Annotated in this window: 12 protein-coding genes; 6 read left to right on the forward strand and 6 right to left on the reverse strand. The window is 62.8% G+C overall.

Annotated elements, in window-relative coordinates; all coding sequences use genetic code 11:
- Nucleotides 1-66 precede the first annotated feature (66 nt).
- A complete protein-coding gene (locus A3AI_RS0124970; protein WP_051382492.1) occupies nt 67-1,080 on the reverse strand; it encodes an AraC family transcriptional regulator in 1,014 nt (337 codons plus the stop codon).
- Between the two features lie 340 nt (nt 1,081-1,420).
- On the opposite strand from A3AI_RS0124970, the gene A3AI_RS0124975 reads away from it, so the two are divergent.
- The 3 genes from A3AI_RS0124975 (at nt 1,421) to A3AI_RS0124985 (ending at nt 4,381) form a co-directional block, all read left to right on the forward strand.
- Nucleotides 1,421-1,870: a cupin domain-containing protein gene (locus tag A3AI_RS0124975; RefSeq protein ID WP_024518213.1), complete on the forward strand. Its 450-nt coding sequence runs from the start codon at nt 1,421-1,423 to the stop codon at nt 1,868-1,870.
- 82 nt (nt 1,871-1,952) lie between these two features.
- Nucleotides 1,953-3,443 carry a flavin-containing monooxygenase gene (locus A3AI_RS0124980; RefSeq protein WP_024518214.1) on the forward strand — a complete coding sequence of 497 codons (1,491 nt, stop codon included), beginning with the start codon at nt 1,953-1,955 and terminating at the stop codon, nt 3,441-3,443.
- A gap of 140 nt (nt 3,444-3,583) precedes the next feature.
- Nucleotides 3,584-4,381, forward strand: a complete 798-nt coding sequence (locus tag A3AI_RS0124985) for a substrate-binding domain-containing protein (RefSeq protein WP_024518215.1) — start codon at nt 3,584-3,586, stop codon at nt 4,379-4,381.
- A gap of 36 nt (nt 4,382-4,417) precedes the next feature.
- On the opposite strand, the gene A3AI_RS0124990 is transcribed toward A3AI_RS0124985, so the two are convergent.
- The 3 genes from A3AI_RS0124990 to A3AI_RS0125000 all read right to left on the reverse strand — a co-directional run bounded on the left by A3AI_RS0124990 (nt 4,418) and on the right by A3AI_RS0125000 (nt 7,402).
- Complete coding sequence (locus A3AI_RS0124990) at nt 4,418-4,858, reverse strand: hypothetical protein (protein ID WP_024518216.1); 441 nt, start codon at nt 4,856-4,858, stop codon at nt 4,418-4,420.
- Nucleotides 4,830-6,413 (reverse strand): tetratricopeptide repeat protein, encoded by a 1,584-nt coding sequence (locus tag A3AI_RS0124995; RefSeq protein ID WP_036049477.1) that lies wholly within the window; start codon nt 6,411-6,413, stop codon nt 4,830-4,832. The genes A3AI_RS0124990 and A3AI_RS0124995 overlap by 29 nt, the downstream gene beginning before the upstream one ends.
- 248 nt (nt 6,414-6,661) lie before the next feature.
- Complete coding sequence (locus A3AI_RS0125000) at nt 6,662-7,402, reverse strand: transporter substrate-binding domain-containing protein (protein ID WP_036049528.1); 741 nt, start codon at nt 7,400-7,402, stop codon at nt 6,662-6,664.
- Nucleotides 7,403-7,704: 302 nt separating this feature from the next.
- Here A3AI_RS0125000 and A3AI_RS0125005 point away from each other — a divergent pair, with 302 nt between their 5' ends.
- A complete protein-coding gene (locus A3AI_RS0125005; RefSeq protein WP_024518219.1) occupies nt 7,705-8,892 on the forward strand; it encodes an efflux RND transporter periplasmic adaptor subunit in 1,188 nt (395 codons plus the stop codon).
- A gap of 39 nt (nt 8,893-8,931) precedes the next feature.
- On the forward strand, nt 8,932-12,087 hold the full coding sequence (locus A3AI_RS0125010) for an efflux RND transporter permease subunit (protein ID WP_024518220.1): 3,156 nt from the start codon (nt 8,932-8,934) through the stop codon (nt 12,085-12,087).
- A 45-nt stretch (nt 12,088-12,132) separates the two neighbouring features.
- Here A3AI_RS0125010 and A3AI_RS0125015 read toward each other — a convergent pair whose 3' ends face one another.
- The gene (locus A3AI_RS0125015) at nt 12,133-13,482 is read right to left on the reverse strand and encodes a carbohydrate porin (RefSeq protein WP_024518221.1); all 1,350 of its coding nucleotides are present in this window, start codon (nt 13,480-13,482) and stop codon (nt 12,133-12,135) included.
- 652 nt (nt 13,483-14,134) lie between these two features.
- On the reverse strand, nt 14,135-15,313 hold the full coding sequence (locus A3AI_RS0125025; RefSeq protein ID WP_024518223.1) for an MFS transporter: 1,179 nt from the start codon (nt 15,311-15,313) through the stop codon (nt 14,135-14,137).
- Between the two features lie 108 nt (nt 15,314-15,421).
- Here A3AI_RS0125025 and A3AI_RS0125030 point away from each other — a divergent pair, with 108 nt between their 5' ends.
- Nucleotides 15,422-16,222 (forward strand): AraC family transcriptional regulator, encoded by an 801-nt coding sequence (locus A3AI_RS0125030; protein ID WP_024518224.1) that lies wholly within the window; start codon nt 15,422-15,424, stop codon nt 16,220-16,222.
- Nucleotides 16,223-16,263 lie beyond the last annotated feature (41 nt).

The following is a 16,263-nucleotide window of genomic DNA, read 5'->3' on the forward strand; positions in this document are numbered from 1 at the left end:
TGAACCGAGTACGCGGCTCAGGTCCATTCAACCAGGTTGCTTTAGATCTCAATGCCGCCGGAGATCTCAATGCAGCCGTCGCAACGTCGCCGACGGCGTCTCGCCGAACTTGGCGCGGTAGGCGCCGGCCATGCGGCCGAGATGGGTGAAGCCGAGATCGAAGGCGATGTCGATGATACGCGCGCCGGGAGCGGCGCGCTTCAGCTGCGCATTGAGATGCGACAGCCTTATATCCAGCAGCATGTCTGAGATCGACGTGCCGAAATGGCGCTGGAAACCGAGCTGCAGCGCACGGACGCCGATGCCGGCGACGGCCGCGAGCTGCGCCAGATCGAGCGGCTCGGCGGCATGCGCCTGCAGACAATCCCGTGCCCGCCGCAACGCCCAAGGCAAGGTCTCGCCCGCGCCTGCGAACGTCCTGATCGCTTCCGACAGGCCATGACGCTGACCGAGCAGAAGCGCGTCGAGCAACGCCTCCCGACAATCGGCCGCGGCGACCGCCGACAGCGGCCGGCCGGCGCCGAGGCCTTCGGCAAGATCGGCAAGCCCTTCCATCTGCGCGCGCAAGCCGCGCCCTGCGGGCAGCCGCAGATCGATCAGCGGATCGAATTCGACTGCCTGTATTTCCCGCCCGGCCAGGGCGGCGGCGCGCTGCTCGACCAGCTTGCGCTCCACCAGCAGGATGAGCTGGGCGCAATCATTCTGCCACAGCATCTCGGTCGGCACTGTTGGTGACAGCAGCGAGGCCGCGACATCGGGTGTACGTCCAATGTCGCGCGCAGCCGTGCGCACCCGCGCCGATCCGGACAAGGGAATCTGCACCAGGAAGAACCGCTCGAGGCAGCCGGGATCGATCACGACCGATCCGCCATAGGCGACATAGTTGATCGAGAAGCCGTCGAACGGCGCGCAATTGTGCCGTGCGAAAAAGCCTGGCGACGTCGCGCGCAGCGGCTCGAGATCATGAGGACAGAAGATCCGCCCGATCTGCTCGGCCGCCTCGTCGACGTTTGGCGTGGCGACGCGGCCAAAGCCCTTGAGCCGCCCGGTATCGGGCGGCATTGCCTTGCCAGCCATCATCGGAACGACCGCATTCGCCACAGCCATCGCCTCTCGAAATTATTTTAAGCTTATAACAATTTCATGTACTGGCAAGCGGCTGGCGAGAGCGAACAATGGGCAACCTGCCCCAAGCATGATCCGGAGAGGCGGGCGGCGGTTTGCTGGAAAGATCATGCTCAATCAAGGAGCTAAAGCGCGATGATACGCCCCAATCCAAATCTCGTCGCGCCCTCCTCCTCGCTGCACCGCCGCGCAAATCCGGCCCGCGACGCCCCGCCTGACGCGGATTCGTTTATCGGATAGACAGGCGACGTCCGCCGTCGGATGCTCGCACCGCGATCAACCGGAGGGCAAGACCATGGCGACGCTCGAGAAAGGCATCACGCGCAACGGCGAGGGATTTCACGGCAAGACCTGGAACATCCTGGGTCAGATCTACTTTCCCAAAGCCGTAACCGACTCCACCTTCGCCTTTGAGACCAACAGCGAGCCCGGGCAGTTCGTACCGGTGCACGTCCATCCGACCCAGGACGAGTTCATCCTGGTGCAGGAGGGGGTGCTGGACCTGAAGCTTGACGGCGTCTGGGTGCAGGCCAAGGCCGGCGATCTCGTGCGCATGCCGCGCGGCATTCCGCATGGCTATTTCAACAAGTCCGACAAGCCGGCACGCGCGCTGTTCTGGGTCTCGCCGATGCAGAAACTCGAGGCGCTGTTCGACAAGCTGCACAACCTCACCGACCCGGCCGAAGTGGTGCGCATCTCGGCCCAGCATGAGGTGGATTTCCTGCCGCCTGAGGCGAACGAGTAACACGGCATCGCCATTCCCGACCTGCATCGCGCTCTTCGCGAGCGAACGATGACGCGCGCTTTGACAAAATCGGAGCAATCACATGGTCAGCCAGAAGCAGGTTTGCGTGATCGGCGCCGGCGTTTCCGGCCTTGCGGCAGCAAAGGCGTTTGCCGCGCGCGGTCACAAGGTCACCATCGTCGAGAAGAGCGCCAATCTCGGCGGGGTCTGGGATCCCTCACGCGCCTATCCCGACGTGCAGACGCAAAGCCCCAAGGACCTTTATCGCTACACTGAAAAGGCCATGCCGGACTCCTATCCGGAATGGCCGAAGGGGCCGCAGGTGCACGCTTATCTCGCGGACTACGCGAAAAGCCACGGGCTCGACGGCCTGATGCGCTTCAACACCACCGTCGCCGCCATGAGCCGCCGCGCCGACGGCAAGCCCGGCTGGACGCTGGAGTTGACGACGCCCGAGAAGACCGGCCGCGAGGATTTCGACTTTGTCGCGATCTGCACCGGCCAGTTCAACGACCCGCAGGAGCTCAAGCTTCCCGGCGAGGACGCGTTCAAAGCGCAAGGCGGCGAGATCCTGCATTCATCCAGCTATGGCGATGCCTCACTCGCCGAAGGACGCCGCGTCGTGGTGCTCGGCGGCTCGAAATCCGCCACCGACATCGCCGTCAACGCGGTCAATTCCGGCGCGCGCGAGGTCACCATCGTCTATCGCGAGCCGGTGTGGCGCATCCCTTATTTCATCGGCGGCCTCGTCAACTTCAAGCGGATCCTCTACATCCGCGCACAGGAGGAGATGTTTGCGAGCTGGGGCATCGGCCCCATGGCGCGGCTTGCGCACAAGATCGCAAAGCCGTTCGTATGGGCGAACTGGCGCGGGCTGGAAAGCATGTTGAAGGCGCAGCTGAAGCTCGCCAAATGCAAGATGTTGCCGGAGACCAGGATCGAGGACGGCGTCAATTGTTCGGTACCGATCGCTACTCCCGGCTTCTACCCGATGGTGGCGGACGGCCGCATCAAGGCGATCCGCGGCACCTTCGACCGTTACGAGGGCGGCCAGATCGTCATGAGCAATGGCGAGCGCTCCGGCTGCGACATCGCGGTGCTCGCCATCGGCTACAAGCTCGGCGTCCCCTTCCTGCCCGAAGCCTATCGCAGCAAGCTGGTCGATCCTGACGGCCAGTACCGGCTCTATCGCCTGATTGCCAATCCTGATCTGCCGGAGCTCGGCTTTGTCGGCTTCAACTCCAGCTTCTGCACCGTGCTCTGCGCCGACCTGGCCGCACATTGGCTGGTGCGCTATGCCGACGGCAGGCTCGCCCGCCAGCCAAGCACGCAAGAGATGCGTGACAACATCGAGATGATGCTGCACTTCAAGCGCGTCGAGCGGCCAGCGGCCGGCGTCTATGGCGGGCTGTGCGTTGCGCCCTATCACTTCAAGCATTTCGACGAGCTGCTGGCCGATATCGGCACATCCTTGCGCCGCCGCAGCGCATTGAAGGAGAAGTTCACGCCGCCCGATGCCGACGCCTATGCGAAGTTTCTCGCCTCGGCGCCGGACTACAGAGCAGTGGCCTAGCCGGCGCTTGCGCAGGCCTCATGATGCACGCGGGCGTCGCCGCCTCGCGGGTGACGCCCTGATATGCCCCTCCCGCATTGCCTTGTACGCTCGTACAAGATAAGAGGGCGCACGCAAGACTACGCCCGGGAGGACTAGCTATGACGCCGTCGACCACCAGATTCCGCAGCCTGTTCGCCGGTCTCGCGGCCCTGCTGCTGTTGACCGGTTCGGCCGAGGCGGCCGAGGTGCGGGTCATGATCTCGGGCGGGCTCACCGCGGCGTTCAACGCGCTGGTGCCGGAGTTCGAGCGGCAGACCGGCAACAAGGTGCAGGTGGCCTACGGTCCATCGATGGGCACGACCACCAATGCGATCCCCGTGCGGCTCGATCGCGGTGAGCCGGCGGACGTTTTGATCATGGTCGGCTATGCACTCGGCGATCTCATCAAGAAGGGCAAGGTGGTCGAGGCAAGCCGCGTCGACCTCGTGAAGTCTCCGATCGCGATCGCGGTGAAGGCCGGCGCGCCCAGGCCTGACATCTCGACCAGCGACGCGGTCAAGCACGCGCTGCTCGCGGCCAAGTCGGTCGCCTACTCCGACAGCGCCAGCGGCGTCTATGTCTCGACCGAGATGTTCAACAAGCTCGGCATCGCCGCCGAGATGAAGGACAAGGCAAAGATGATCCCGGCGACCCCGGTCGGCGAGATCGTCGCCAAGGGCGAGGCCGAGATCGGCTTGCAGCAGATGAGCGAACTGAAGCCCGTGAAGGGCATCGATATCGTGGGTCCGTTGCCGGCGGATTTGCAGAAGATCACCGTGTTCTCCGCCGGCGTCGCCACGGTCTCGAAAGAGCCGGAGGCTGCCAGGGCGCTGATCAAGTTCCTGCAGACCTCACCGGTTGCGAAGGATGAGATGGTGAAGAGCGGGCTCGATCCGATCGCGGGCGGAACGAATTGACGGAGCCTGACGCGAGCGGCGCCAGGCCGGCTCCGTCTATCTCGCCTCCTTGATCCAAAGCTTCAACGGCACCGCCTCGCGGCCGGAACAACTCATCGTTCCGCTGTAGAATTCAGACAAGACTCCCTGATAACCGCATTCGACGCCGTCCAGCGACAGGGTCGCCTGTAGCCGTGACGAGGACGTCGACATCCGAACACGTATTTCTCCGGTTTTTTCCTCCGGGCCGTCCTGGGTGCAGAGGCCCACATGTTTCATCGAAAGCGGCCCCGAATAGTTGGCTGCCGTTGAGTCGTCCTCCTTGAGCGTCGCCGTCAACTCCCACTCTCCGAGAAAGCCGGCATAACCCACGACATCCAATGAGCCGGCTGCAGCAGGTCCCGCCGGCAGCGTCAACATCATGGACAGTGTCGCTACCGCCGCTGTGCCCAACTTGTGCCGGGCCTTCTTAATGCCCAGCAAGATAGGCGCGCGCATCGGCGACCTCGCTGCGAGTGTTGCCTTCACTGCCGGCCTGTTCGACGATCTTGCTGAAATATTGCCGAGCCTTGGCGGCATCGCCCAGTTGCTCGGCCGCTCGCGCAGCGCCGGCATAAGCACCGAGCCGGTTCGGCTCCTTTTTCAGTGTCGCCTCGAAGGCCGTCAGCGCGTCCTTGGCATTGCCGCTGTCGCGCAACATCTCGCCATAGAGCTCGCGCGCCGGCTTGGGAACGCCTGGTGTCACCGGATGCTTCTCGGTGCGGTCCTCGGCGTCGGCGGCATCGCTCATGGCCTTCAGCGCGTCGTCCTTCTTTCCTTCGGCATAAAGCACCCAGGCGGAGGCGATCTTCGCCTGGATATCGACTTGTTCGGTCCAGTACGCATCCTTTGCTGCCCGAAGCTTGTCGCGAAGCTCGCCAAGCTTGGCGATGTCGGCCTTGGCCGCCTCGGGATCACCGGCGCGAGCGGCTCCGAGAGCACGGGCGAAATAGGTGATGGCCTGCGCGTTTGCCTGCGGGCTCGGACGCACCGTCAGATCCTCCGCGGCCTTCCAGTCGCCCCGCTCCAGCGCGTAACGCGCCGGCGAGGCGGCCTCCGCGTAAGGCCCTGCGATGAAGCTTTCGCTGAATCCGGCGACGCTCTTCATCTCGTCGATCACGGCCTTGGCCTTGTCGTCCTGGCCGAGCTGCAGATAGGCATAGACCAGATAATCCATCGCGTGCAGCTCGTCGGACAAGTCGCCCGTCTCCTTCGCGGAGCGCGCGGAGGCGACATTGGATGCGATCGAGTCGTTCCAATAGCCGACTCTCGTGAAGATGTGCGAGGGCATGTGCAGAGCATGTGGCGCGTCCGGCGCGATCTTGGCGTAGCGCCGCGCGGCTTCGATGCCTTTATCTGCGATCGCGGGGTAGTCGTAGAGATGGATCAAATAGTGCGCCACGCCCGGATGCATCGGCTGCCGCAAGGCGATCGTCTCGAGAATGGCCGCGCCCTTGAGCTGGTTGGCATAGGTCTTGTCGGCCGGCGAAGCCGACGTGTTGAGCGCGAGCGCATAGTGAATTTGCGCCTCATCGTCATCAGGATAGCGTTGCGCCAGGGCTTCCATCGCCTTCGCATAGGCCAGAAGCCGGGTTCGATGATCGAGCGTCTCGTAATTCGTGTACATCGCGGCCAGCGCGTCGACATAGGCTTGCTCGCGCTCCGTCTTGAAGCCGATGGCCCTCGCCTTCTCGATCGCCGCAGCCCCCTCCGCGAGATTCTTCACCGGCGGCGCGGTATGAGGATTCCACAACAGACTAAGGGCGATGCCCCAATAGGCGATGCTGCAGGCGGGATCGGCCTTCAGCGTATCCTCAAACATTTTCTGCGAGGCGCGGTACCAGAACGAGTGCTGGTACAGCATGCCGCGGTCGAACAGCTTTTGCGCTTCAGCGTTGCACGAGGTTTCGAAATGAACCTTGCCAAGCTTGTCTTCGTCCGATTGGGCAAAGGCCGGGTTGGCGAATGATACGGCGGCCAACACCGTTACCAGAGAAAGTGATGCCCTCACCATGATGAGCCTCCTGTTCTCGCGACCGCGCAGCAGGGCAATTGGGGGGATTCTGGAACCGCCAGCCATGCGGCTTTTCGCTTCACAATACAGATTTCGTCATAAAATATGGAAGAGCATCATACGCCCCAAGACGCGGCCAACTCAATGGTAATCTGGTTGCGTCGCGGCCGGACCGAGTCAACGGCAAACACCGAGCTGACACAAACCGCTCGGCATTTCCGCGGGAAGGGGCACCGCTTGCCCGCGCCCTACTGCGTCCGGATAGGTGAGTCCTTCAGGCCGTTGTTGTCATAAGCCTGTCGCAACACGCCGTCCGACGTCGCGTCCGTCATGAATTTCTTGACGAAGGCGAGCGACTGCGGATGGTTCAGCGGCACGGCCGCCGCGGTGACCGTCTTCTTGAATGTCTCGTCCAGCACCTTGGTGCCCGGAAGCTTCTTCGCCATGGCATTGAGCTGGTCGCGCGAGAGTGCGAAGGCGTCGACCGCGCCGTTCTTGAGAAGGTTGAAGATTTCATCATAGGTCGCATAGCCCGTGACCTTGGCGTTCTTCAGATACGCCTGCGCGCCGCGCATGGTCGTGGTGTTGTTGACGGCGGCGACCTTGATGCCCGCCTGGTCGAGCGTGACGAAATTGGTCACGTTCGAGCCGGCCTTGACGATGTAGGTTGCGTCCGCGACCTCGTAGACCGGGCCGAACGACATCTTGGCTTCGCGCTCGGTGTCCTTGGGCAGGAACGTGACGTCCCAGGTGCCTTTTGCGGCGGCATCGGTGATCTCGCCGGAATTCCGGTGTACGACATATTCCACGGGAACGCCGAGCTGCGCCGCCATGGACTTGCCGAGATCGACGGGAACACCGGCATAGCCGGTCTCGGTCTTTGTGCACCAGAACGCGCCGCCGGCCGGGCTGATCGCGATCGCGACCCGCAATTTTCCGGTCGGCGCGATTTCGTCCTTCAAACCGTCAGCCGCAGCCGGCATCATCATCATCGCTCCCAGAACCGTTGCACCAAGACCCAGGCTCGCCAGGGCCCGCAAAAATCGATTCAGCATTGAACTCCCTCCCCCATGAGCTTTTCGGCGGATCCTCGTCATCGTCGTTCATCTTACGCCGCTTTGAGAAGACAAATTCTTGAAAGCAAGATCAAGATGTCATCCCCATGAACATGGCATGTCGCGGCGCAACGGCTGGCCACAGAGTGCGGTCGGGTTTCGGGTTCCACTGGATGCGGAATGTTGCTATGCAGACGCGAGCCTGCTTGCAGGCGTTGAACACAAGAGGCATTGTAATGACGCCTGCTCGTCCGCTTCAACTCCGGCTGACCCATGGCAGGCATCCGATACGGCTCGCAGCCGCTTCCCTTGCGCTGGTCACTCTCGCAGGCTGCGAGCAGAACATCTACGCGCCGCCGCCACCACCCAAGGTCGACGTCGCCGTGCCCGTGCAGCGGACGATCACGCGCTATCTGGAAGCGACCGGCAACACCGCAGCCGTCAAGCAGGTCGATCTGGTGGCGCGCGTTTCGGGCTTCCTGCAATCGATCGATTACACGGACGGCGCCTTCGTCAAGGAAGGCACCATGCTGTTCACGATCGAGCCGGAGACCTACAAGCTCAAGCTCGATCAGGCGCGGGCAGCCGAGGCCGGCGCGCAGGCCTCGCTGAAGCAGGCCGAGCTCGATTTTCAGCGCCAGACCGATCTGGTCGCGCGCCAGGCCGTGTCGCAGGCAACGCTCGACACCTCCACCGCGAACCGCGACAATGCTCGGGCCAGTCTGCAGCAGGCGCAAGCCAATACCAGGCTCGCGGCGCTCAATTACAGCTACACCAACGTGACCGCGCCGTTCGATGGCATGGTCAGCGCGCATCTCGTCTCAGTCGGCGAGCTGGTGGGAGCATCCTCCCCGACCCAGCTTGCGACCATCGTTTCCCAAGATCCGATCTATGTGAACTTCAACGTCAATGAGCGGGACGTGCTGCGGATCCGTGCCGAGGCGAAGCGCGAGGGTCGCCTGACGACAGCCCAACTCAAGCAGACGCCGGTCGAGATCGGCCTGCAGACCGAGGACGGCTATCCGCATGCCGGCAAGCTCGACTACGCGGCGCCGACCATCGATCAGGCGACGGGGACGCTCGCCGTGCGCGGCCTCATTCCCAACGCCGAGCGTGTGCTGCTGCCCGGCTATTTCGTCCGGGTCCGCGTCCCCGTCGACACCCAGGACAACGCCCTGCTTGTGCCTGACACCGCGCTCGGCGCCGACCAGAGCGGCCGCTATCTGCTGGTTGTCAACAAGGACAACGTCGTCGAGCAACGCACGGTGACGACCGGGCCGGTCGACAACGGCCTGCGCGTGATCGACTCTGGCCTCAAGCCTGATGACCGCGTCGTGATCGCGGGCCTGCTCCGGAGCATCCCGGGCCAGAAGGTCGATCCGCAGCTGCAGAAGATCCAGCAGCCGCAAGCCTCCGCCAAGTAAGCGTCCACCACTTCAGGTCTTTGCCAGCAGGAGCGGGCCATGATCTCGAAATTCTTCATCGAACGGCCGGTCCTTTCCAACGTGATCGCGCTTCTGATGATCCTGATCGGCGCGGTGGCGCTGCTCAACCTTCCGATAGCGCAATATCCCGACGTCGTGCCGCCGACCGTGCAGGTCACCACCCGCTATCCCGGCGCCAGCGCCAAGACCGTGATCGACACCGTGGCGCTGCCGATCGAGCAGCAGGTCAACGGCGTTGAGGACATGCTTTACATGCAGTCCTATAGCGCCGCCGACGGCACCTATACCCTTACCGTGACGTTCAAGATCGGCACCGACCTGAACTTCGCGCAGGTGCTGGTGCAGAACCGCGTCGCCAGCGCGCTGTCGCAACTGCCGCAGTCGGTGCAGAATCAGGGTGTCACCGTGCAGAAGAAATCGACATCGATTCTTCTGTTCGTGACGCTAAGCTCGCCTGACGCAAAATATGACAGCCTGTTCCTGAGCAACTATGCGACCATCAACATCCGCGATGAGCTGTCGCGGTTGTCAGGCGTCGGCAATGTCACGGTGTTCGGCGCCGGCCAATATTCCATGCGCATCTGGCTCAATCCCAACCAGCTGCAGGCGCGCGACCTGGAGCCTCAGGACGTCATCCAGGCGATCCAGCAGCAGAGCCAGCAGGTCTCCGCCGGACAGGTCGGCAGCCCGCCCACGCCGCCGGGGCAGGCATTCCAATACACGCTCAACGTCAACGGACGGCTGGCGGATGTGAGCCAGTTCGAGAACATCATCGTCAAGACCGGCAACAATGGCGAGGTGACGCGGGTGCGCGACGTCGGCTCGGTCGAGCTCGGCGCGCAAACCTACAGCCAGATATTTTCGCTCAACAATCAGCCGGCCGCCGGCATCGGCGTGTTCCAGTCCCCCGGCGCCAACGCGCTCGAGGTGCAGCAGGCGGTCGAGAAGAAGATGGCCGAGCTTGCGCGCGCCTTCCCGCAAGGCGTCACGTACAGCACGCCCTTCGACACCACAAAATTCGTGTCAGCCTCGGTGCATGAGGTCTACAAGACCCTGATCGAGGCCGGCTTCCTCGTGCTGGTGGTGATCCTTTTGTTCCTGCAGGACTGGCGCGCCATGCTGGTGCCGGCAACCACGGTGCCGGTCACCATCATCGGCGCCTTTGCTGCGATGGCCGCGCTCGGCTTCACCATCAATTTGTCGACGCTGTTTGCCATCGTGCTCGCGATCGGCATCGTGGTCGACGACGCCATCGTGGTGGTCGAGGGCGCCGCCCACAATATCGAGCAGGGCATGAACGGCCACGACGCCGCCATCCGAGCGATGGACCAGCTGTTCGGACCGATCATCGGCATTACGCTGGTCCTGATCTCGGTATTCCTGCCGGCCTCGTTCCTGCCGGGGCTGACGGGCCGCATGTATTCACAATTCGCGCTCGTGATCGCCGCTACCGCGCTGCTCAGCGCCATCAACGCCGCAACTCTCAAGCCCACGCAATGCGCGCTGTGGCTGCGCCCGGCGGTTCCGATGGAACAGCGTAACTGGTTCAATCGCGGCTTCAACGATGTCTACGGCCGGTTGGAACGCCGCTACACCGCGCTGATCGGCGTGATCGTGCGGCATGCGGGCGTCTCCGTGACCATTGCGCTGATCCTCATCGGCCTTGGCTTCTATGGGCTTGCCCGCGTGCCGACCGGCTTCCTTCCGATCGAGGACCAGGGCTATCTGCTCGCCGCCGTCCAGCTGCCCGACGGGGCGGCGCTCGACCGGACCCAGGAGGTGCTGAAGCAGGTTTCCGAGATCGCGCAGAAGACGCCCGGCGTCGCCCAGGTTACTACCATCGCCGGCATCTCTGCGCTCGACAGCAGCGCGAGCCTCGCCAACGCCGGCGTCGCCTACATCGTGCTGAAGGATTGGTCCTCGCGTGGTCCAGGCGAGGATCTGCGCTCGCTGGTCTATGGGCTGAACGACAAGATGGCAACCATCATGGGAGGCCGCGTGCTGGTGATCCCGCCGCCGCCGATCCAGGGCATCGGCAACGCCGCCGGCTTTGCCATGCAGGTGGAATTGCGCGACGGCGGGAGCGACTATGCCAAGCTGCAGGCGATCACGACCGCAATGGTCTCCAACGCACAGAGTCAGAGCGCGCTGCAGCGCGTGCAGTCACCGTTCCGGGCCAACGTGCCGCAATATGATGTCGAGGTTGACCGCGTCAAGACTCAGACCCTGCATGTCACCACCGACCAGGTGTTCTCGGCGCTGTCGACCTATCTCGGCTCCTCCTATGTCAACCAGTTCAACAAATTCGGCCGCGTGTTTCAGGTTTACACGCAAGCCGATGCGCAATTTCGCCTGACCGAGCGCGATATCGCCAACATGAAGGTGCGCAACCAGAACGGCGACATGGTCCCGATCGGTACGGTGGCGAAGATCACGCCCGCAGTGGGCCCGTCGCTGATCAGCCTCTACAACCTATACCCGTCCTCGACCATCGTCGGCCTGCCCGCGCAGGGCTACAGCTCCGGCCAGTCGCTGAGCTTGATGGAGCAGATCGCGGATAAAACCCTGCCGCACGGCACGGGCTATGAATGGACGGCAATGTCGTATCAGGAGAAGGCCGTCTCCAACCAGATCTACTACGCGTTTGGTCTGGCGATGCTGCTCGTCTACCTCGTGCTCGCCGGGCAATATGAGAGCTGGTTCACGCCGATCTCGGTGCTCCTCGCGGTGCCGCTGTCTTTGCTCGGGCCGACCATCGTGCTGGAGGGGTTGAAGATCGACAACAATCTCTATGTCCAGATCGGCTTGATCCTCCTGATCGCGCTGTCGGCGAAGAACGCGATCCTGATCGTCGAGGTCGCCGTCGAATTGCACCGCGACCACGGCAGGCCGCTGATCGAATCCGCAATCGAGGCGGCGCGCGTCCGCTTCCGCCCCATCCTGATGACGTCGTTCGCGTTCATCCTCGGCATGGTGCCGCTGGTGCTGGCGACCGGCGCCGGCGCCAGCGCGCGCAAGTCGATCGGCATCACCGCGTTCTCGGGCATGCTGGCCTCGACCTGCCTTGCCGTCCTGTTCGTGCCGGCCTTCTTCGTCGTGGTGCAGCGCTTCGAGAACTGGCGTACGGAGCGGAAGGCAAAGGCCCCCGCCACGCAGGCCGCGCCGCAGGCGTGATCACAAACGCGGAGCTAGGGCGGACGGCCGAGCCCGCTGAGCGCATCAGAAGTGGACCTCGGTGCGCATACCAAGAACCACGGCATTATCGGTCTTCACGCCTGCGGCATTATACCCGCGCCCGCCAGGATTGATCACATACTGGACGTCGAATTTGAGGTTCATCCAACCGGTCGCCTGCCAGCCGTACCAGGCTTCGAGCGGAACCTCGTTACCGCCTGCATTCGGGCCGAAGGCGGCCGAATTCACGTGGGTCGTGCCCACCGCGAAGCCGACTTCGTCCTCGGGCCGCGAGGCGAATGTTCCGGTGTGCTTGACGCCCCAGGCGATCTGGTAATCCTGGAACGACGTTCGATGATCGGCGACGGTCGTATTGAGGAAGGTATACCAACCCTGTGCTTTGGGGCCGTCGACGGTCAAGCGCTGCAGGATCGACTCATAAATGCCGTAGCGGCCTCTTTGATCCCCGAGATTTTGATCTGGGACACCGCCGACGCCCGGGATTATCGCGATGATCCCGGGGAGGCCACCATCAATCGTCGATGCACTGTCATACCAGCCGCCAAATCTCCAGGTCCCGTACAGGAGACCACTGGGACTCCATGTCAACTCCACCGGCACCAGCACACCCGAGCCGGGGTTTGAGCCAGGGACTCCCGGCAAGAAGTAGATGCTGGGGTCTGACGTCGTCAGATAGTTTGGATTGGCGTCGTAGACGCCAGCCGAAATTTTCAATTCCTTGGTGATACTGAAGTGGGCGACACCGGCCCATTGGCTCACCGGCCAGTTATAGATGTAACCACCCTGGATGTTGCCGGGCTGGCCGCCGCAGAAGGTCAGGTTGATGAACTCGCACAGGCCGAAGAAGAAGTCGGAGCCGACTGGAAGACGGCCGCCCTTGAGTTCAAGGCGGTCATCGAACAGCATCTGAGAGTAGTAGAGTTGGGTCAGGCGAAAAATATTGCCGCGGCCGAAAACTTCGTTGGTCAACTGCAGGGCCGGAATCCCTGCCTCGGCATTTAGATTGCTGCCGTAGCGTTCAACCAGCGTGAGGCCGACCGTGCCGCCTGGAATGCCGGCCAGCTTCCCCATATCGAGCTTGGCCCCGAACCACAGCTGTCCAGCGTTGGCTGCGGTGTTCCTGTCTCCGCCCGACAGGTTGCCGACGGATTCATTACCAAGTGTCAGGCCAATATCGATGCCCTGCTCCTTGAGCTTCGTCCTGCCGAGATCGCCAAACAGATACGGTCTTGTCCAGAAATCATCGACCGAAACATAAGGAACCGGCGGAGCTTTCGTGAAAAGATCGTCCGCATGCGCTCCACCACTCAGGAGAGATGACAAAGCAATTCCCACGCCGCACATGCGTGCGGTGTTTGCAAATCTATCCAACATTTCTTTGTTGCCTCCCGGCGTCCCCGGCTTTGTCTATTCTTGTGACGCGTCCCTGCCCAAAGCCCTAAAGCCTGGAACGAGCTCCCTCCCCAGCAGATGCTGATCTCTGCCGCCGAAGACCCGGCGCACATCAACCTGAGGTTGGATTTTACCTTAGCGTGTATTGTGACGATCGCATATAGTATTACTAGATGACCGATTTGATATCCGCGCAGCTGTGTTCGACGGGACACATGCGCTTTGAAATCTCCATTCAGCGTCGGTCCGGACAGAAGCCACGCGCCGCAGCCTGTTCCGTGAGGGAGCCGTTGAACTTGTCAAACATGGGCGCGAGTACGATGAAGCTGCCAACGACGGCGCTCTGCCGGAGTGTGCTTACTCCCGACAGCAAGAGACTATTGCGGATGACCTCGATCGGTGCCGAGTGGCCGCGACAAGATTTTTCCTCGTTCTTGCCCACCGCGCAGCCAGCGCCCGTAGACCGGGCGGTGCAGCAGCACGCCGAGGATCAACGCAAATACCGGCGGGACAGGCTCAGGCCTGAGGCCTATCCACGCCTGCTTAGTTTAGGTTTGACCAATCGAACCGCTCGCTTCACCCCTCCCCGCTGGGGAGAGGTGAAGACCTGGGCCGCCAGCCGAACTTGATCTCATCAAGCTCCCGTCGCCGCCGGCGTCCTGATCTCCCGCGGCAGGATGATGGCGGCAGCGATCACCAGCAGGCAGAGGCCGGCGAAGGCGTGCAGCATGGTGGCAAAGCCACCCTGATCATAGAGCCAGGCCACCAGGCCGACCGAGGCGCCGGCCGCGGTGAAACCGACGAAATAGCGCACCGCATAGGCCCGCGAGCGCCATTCTTCGGAGGTGTATTTGCCGACCATGGCATCGTTGACCGTGACCTGCCCGAACGCGCCCATGACGATGCCGATCGACACCAAGATCAGCGGCAGGTTCGACAGCGTGGCGGCAAAATAGAGAAACGGCGCCAGCACGAAGGATAGCGGCAGCGCCACCGTCTTGAGCGAATGCCGGTCGAGCAGCTTGCCGATCGTGTATTGCGTCATTGCGCCGAACACATAGACGCAGGCCGCGATCACCCCCAACAGCGCCGGGCTCCTGGTGAGCCCCTCGAGGCGCTCGGCGAACAATTTCGGCAACGCGACCGTCACCGCATTGAAGGTGGTCGAGATTGCGATCACGACAATCAGGAGCGACAGGATTACCCGCCACATATCCTCTTTCGCCACGCGCGCTTGAGGAGCCGCCTGCTTCGAACCCTTGCGGTCCTCGTGCACGACCATCAGCGCAAAGGCGATGCCGATCAGGATGGTGACGATGCCCGGCACGATGAAGGCGAAGCGCCAGCCGAGATATTGCCCGACCACGCCGGTTACCAGCGCCGAGGAGGCGACGCCGAGATTGCCCCAGACCCCGTTCAGCCCCATCTCGCGGCCAAGCTTGTCGGCATAGGATACGATCATAGCGGTGCCGACGGGATGATAGATCGAGGCGAAGATGCCGATCGCAAGCAGCGCAGCGCCAAGTTGCAGCGGCGTCTGAACGAAACCGACCGAGATCATCGCGAGCCCGATGCCGATGAAGAAGATCACCATCATGTGCCGGCGGCTCCAGCGGTCGCCGAGCCAGCCGGTGATCAGCGAGCCGGCCCCGAAGGCGATGAAGCCCGGCGTCGCATAGGGCAACAGTTCCGAATAGGCCATGCCAAGCGCCGGCCCCATCACGATGACGGCGGCGGCAAAGATCAGCATCGAATAGTGGTCGATGAAGTGAGCGGCATTGACGAAGCCGATCACCCGTCCCGAATTGTTCATAAGTCAGGTCCTCATTTCCTACCTTGGAAATTTTCTTGGTGCATTCTCTTGGGAATTTTCTTTCCTCGGCATTTCGTTATAGGTTGTTGGCATGACGGGATGCGGCCAATGACTATCGTCGAAACGCCAATCAAGCCGCTAGGAGCCGACCGCCGCGCTGCGGAAGACGGCGTGCATCTTGTTGCACGGCACTACAGGAAGGGCACCCGGCTCGATCCCCACATGCACCGTGAGGCGCAGCTCGTCTATGCGGCCCGCGGCACCATGCAGGTGACGACACCCAAGGGGCGGTGGCTGGTGCCGCCAGATCGCGCTGTCTGGGTCCCTGCGCTGCTCGAGCACGCCATCGACGTGCTCGCCGACATCGAGATGCGCACGCTCTATTTCGATGTCAGCTGGCTCGAGCGTGCGCCGCGCCACAAGAGCCTTGCGCGTGAATTCGTGGTGCGGGTGTCGCCCTTGCTGCAGCAGGCGATCCTGGCCCTGTTCGATACCGGCGATGAGCGCGAGCGCACCGCCCTCCTGGTCAAGCTCGCGATGCTCGAGCTGCGCCGGGCGGACGATTCCGCGACCTTCATCCCGTTGCCGCAGGAGCCGCGCTGCCGTCGCGCCGCCGAGCTCGTGCTGGCCGATCCCGCTGTCGCCTACGAGATCAACGCGGTGGCGGAGAAGATCGGAACCTCGGCGCGGACGCTGTCGCGACTGTTCTCGGCCGAGACCCGGCTGAGCTTCAAAAGCTGGTGCCAGCGCGCGCGGATTGCGGCCGCCATCGAGCGGCTGTCAACCGATACCAACGTCTCGATCAAGCAGGTTGCCGGTGAGCTCGGCTATGCCAGCATCCCCGCATTTTCGCATGCTTTCCGGCAGGTTACCGGCAGGACACCGAGCGAATTTACCCAAAAGGCTTGAGTGCTTCCGATCGCCACAGCCAAAATCGCAGCCGGCATGAC

The organism is Bradyrhizobium sp. Tv2a-2 (genome assembly GCF_000472425.1).
Lineage (GTDB): Bacteria > Pseudomonadota > Alphaproteobacteria > Rhizobiales > Xanthobacteraceae > Bradyrhizobium.